At 53.5% G+C, this 3518-nt stretch carries 3 protein-coding genes and 1 pseudogene; all 4 read left to right on the forward strand.

Annotation, left to right across the window (positions count from 1 at the left end):
- The first annotated feature begins 370 nt into the window (after positions 1–370).
- Complete coding sequence (locus GZH79_RS18840; protein ID WP_211645313.1) at positions 371–574, forward strand: dodecin family protein; 204 nt, start codon at positions 371–373, stop codon at positions 572–574.
- 893 nt (positions 575–1467) lie between these two features.
- Positions 1468–2214, forward strand: a complete 747-nt coding sequence (locus GZH79_RS18845; protein WP_211645314.1) for a PRC-barrel domain-containing protein — start codon at positions 1468–1470, stop codon at positions 2212–2214.
- Positions 2215–2295: 81 nt separating this feature from the next.
- A complete protein-coding gene (locus GZH79_RS18850; RefSeq protein WP_211645315.1) occupies positions 2296–2526 on the forward strand; it encodes a hypothetical protein in 231 nt (76 codons plus the stop codon).
- A gap of 321 nt (positions 2527–2847) precedes the next feature.
- Positions 2848–3324 (forward strand): annotated as a pseudogene (locus GZH79_RS18855) (transposase); the annotation flags it as partial.
- Between the last annotated feature and the right edge of the window lie 194 nt (positions 3325–3518).

The following is a 3518-nucleotide window of genomic DNA, read 5'->3' on the forward strand; positions in this document are numbered from 1 at the left end:
GGCAGGGTCGCAACATCCGGAACGCTGGTCAGGCAAAACCCGCAACTGGCAAATCGCCGGCCCCGTCTGGCTCAACCCCGAAACCGAAACCAGCGCCCCTGAAATCAGAGACGCCGCATAAAATCGGCGGACAACTCCTTTGACAAACACCGATATCCCCACGGTAGGCACCAAAAGAGGCATAACGCCGGTACAAAATTCCGCCGCTAGGTCAAGTTCGGCTCTCTCCGCCATCGAGCTAGACCGTCCCGCGAGTGCGTCATGAACGTCTAAGCCTGAGTCGTGTGGACAGACGTTCCGAGATATTACGGAACCTAAGATCGTTCTTTCGGTTGGTTGGTCATATCAAGCAACCGAAAAGGAGACTTATATGTCTATTGCACGTGTAACAGAGATATCCGCGACCTCGCCGGAAAGTTTCGACGATGCAGCCAAGCGCGGTATAGAAAGAGCTTCCAAAAAACTGCGCGGAATTACCAGTGCATGGGTCAAGGACCAGAATGTCATGATCGACGACGGTAAGATCACCGACTTTAAAATTAATCTGGTTGTGACTTTCGTTCTGGACGAATGACACTTCGGGTTGATGGCGTCTTAGTTGGTCCTCGCCTTTTGGACTGGCCAAGGCGACGCAATCATCACCGATGAGCGAGATCAGGTCTGCTGTGCTTTTGCCTGTAAAAGGGCAAGACGCACGATGATCTGGATCGTGCGTAGAGGCGGGCTTTCAAGCCCGCCTTTTTCATGTTTTGGGCACCCGGCATCGTTCAAGGTGATCTGCTATAAGTCAGAAACACGTCTTGTCTGGCACCCTGCGCCGCGACCTTGCCGATAAAACGCGTCGCCCCAGCAGAAACCGCTACCTCCCAAACCAAATGGGAACATATTTGCTGTGTCTCCCGTTCTTTTCTGACCGACAGGTAAAGGAAACGGAGACCCGTTATGACCCGCGATGACCCTGCAGATTTACCAAAGAGTGCATCTGACGAAAACAGGTCCGAAGCCCACGATAGCACCAAAATCGCAGCACCCGGGAAGAAGCAAGATCCTGACAGTGAAGCTCCCCGCCCGGATCCAGAAACGGGTGAGGTCCCGGCAGGACCCGGTGATGCCGGATTGCATGACCGTCCCCGGGTCAACCAAGGGAGCGCCGGCTCTCGCCAAATGTCCAGCTATCGTTTCCTTATTGTATTGGGTGTCGCAGCTGCCTTGGCTTGGCTACTACCATATTTCTTTCTGCAGTAATTCTTTGATTTTTGCATAGAAACGCGCTGGCATTGACGAGATATACCTCAAGAAAACTAACTTAATTTAGTATATCAGATCAAGAATAAACCAAAAAAGAACAAATTTAGGAACAAAAATTGGGGCCTTTCAGTTCACCTATGAACGCTGAATTCATTTAGCGTGAACAATTTGCTTTAAGACAAAAGCTTGCTTTAAGACAAAAGCGGAAAGGACGACGAAATGAAACGGACAACAATGACTGCAACTGCAGCAAGTGCCTTGGCTTTCACCATAGCCTCGCCGGCTTTCGCACAGGAAGACGTACAGGTTCTTTCCAACTGGGCCTACGACGGCCTTTACGCCGAGGGTTGGAGTGTTGACACCGCGTTCGGCGCCACCGATGTGGTCGACGCGACCGGCGAAGATATCGGTGATATCGAAAACATCATCTTCAGCAACGAAGGCGAGGTTCTTGGCATCATCGCGCAGGTCGGCGGTTTCTGGGACATCGGCGATACCCACGTTCATGTTCCGTGGGACCAGGTTACGATGACTGACAACATTCAGGAGCTCCAGGTCCCGGTCACCGAGGAAACCATCGACGATTACGACGTTTTCGACGGAAACTGGGACGATGAGCAAGTCATCACCGAAGATGCCACAGATTCAACGCAGGTCGTCGATGATGACCTTGTCGCAGGATCTAGCATCTTCAAGGCGACCGACCTGATTGGCAGTTACGCCTATCTGTCAGAGGACGTCCCCTATGGTTATGTCGCGGACATCATCGTGCAGGATGACGCGATTGCCGCGATCGTCACGGATTCCACAGCCTACGGACGTGCAGGATATTATGCCTATCCCTACCGCTACTCTGGCACCTCTCCGATGGGAACGACGCGCTACGACATGCAGTACGATGCGACCGAGGTCGATACCATCGAGTCCTTTGACTACGAGCAGCTGCAATCAAACGTGACTGAATGATTTCACTGCGCGCCGCGATGACGGGTAACTCGTCATCGCGGTGAACGACGCTGAAGCTTTGACACGAAAGGAGAAATTGAGATGGAATTTTTCTGGTTCTGGCTGCTCATCCTGTTCTTGCTCATCGCCATCGTCGGTGCGCCCGGGTGGGGCTACACACGTGACCGTTGGCCGTATCGCTACGGTGGTCGCTACAGGTATTACCCAAGTGCGGGCGCCGGCATCGCGGCAGTGCTCATTGTCTTTCTGTTTTGGCTGGGACTGATCGTGATCGCCTTGCCTTGGGCCACTGCACCAATGGTCGTTAACTAAGACGGAGGGCGCGCGCACATACGCGAGCCCCAATTATCAGACACCTTATGTGTCTCGAACCTGCTATGATTACCCGTCACCGCTCGCGGCAGGACCGGCGACGGGGTAGGATACAGCGCTAATCACCTTGTGGCATGACCACGATCTCTAGCAGGCTGATCCCGCCTCTCTTCACCGTCTCGAACAGTTGACGGCGGCCCGTATTGCGGGACCGCGAAGCATAAGGAAGAGAGAGTGAAATGATAACTGAAACAACCAGACGTATCGCGCGACTGGCTGGACGGGTTCTGCTTTCCGGATCAATGATCGTTTAGGCATCCCAATACGCCAGATTGCTATAATGTGCTGGTCGCGATGATCCGGCAGATGGCCGGTCAGGTAAAAGTTGGGTTTGAAGCTACGGGTGGCCAGGAATGGGTGCTCTTGACCGAACTTACTGCCGCAGAAATCGCAGCCGTTCAGTTGCCCCCCGCGCAGATCAAAGCCTTCGCACTCTCTCGGGGCACGCGGGCAAAGACTGACCGGATCGATGCGGAACTCATTGCTCGGTTCATGGCATTCAGACCTGAGGCCCGACGAGAACTGCCAGATGAGAAACTTCGTATTCTCAGAACCTTGACGACGAGAAGATGGCAAATCGTTAATATGCGCAAGCGGCTCAAAGCTCAGATTAGCGCCCGTAAGAAACAAGGTGTTTCTGCCTGCGTTGAGACCATGGACGATAATCTCCAGAACGTGCTCGACGCCCAGATCTCTGCCACCGAACGGCGGATCGAAAGCGTTATTGCGCAGACGTAGCGACTTGCTGCAAAGGCAAACCTACTGCGAACAATCCCGGGGATTGGTCCCGTCTCTGCGGCGATGCTGATCGCTGAATTGCCTCAACTGGGCCGGATGACATCAGGCGAGAGAGTGTCCGACCTTCTGTGTAACTGGGATTTGGTTCATGCTTCCTGAGAGAAGCAAGGACGATGACGATGACGATTTCCAAG

This window comes from Loktanella sp. SALINAS62 (assembly GCF_018263905.1).
In the GTDB taxonomy this organism is placed as follows: domain Bacteria; phylum Pseudomonadota; class Alphaproteobacteria; order Rhodobacterales; family Rhodobacteraceae; genus Loktanella.

Coding starts and splice junctions, on each gene's coding strand:
- GZH79_RS18840 (WP_211645313.1), top strand. CDS start 371: ATGTCTATTGCACGTGTAACAGAGATATCCGCGACCTCGCCGGAAAGT.
- GZH79_RS18850 (WP_211645315.1), top strand. CDS start 2,296: ATGGAATTTTTCTGGTTCTGGCTGCTCATCCTGTTCTTGCTCATCGCC.
- GZH79_RS18845 (WP_211645314.1), top strand. CDS start 1,468: ATGAAACGGACAACAATGACTGCAACTGCAGCAAGTGCCTTGGCTTTC.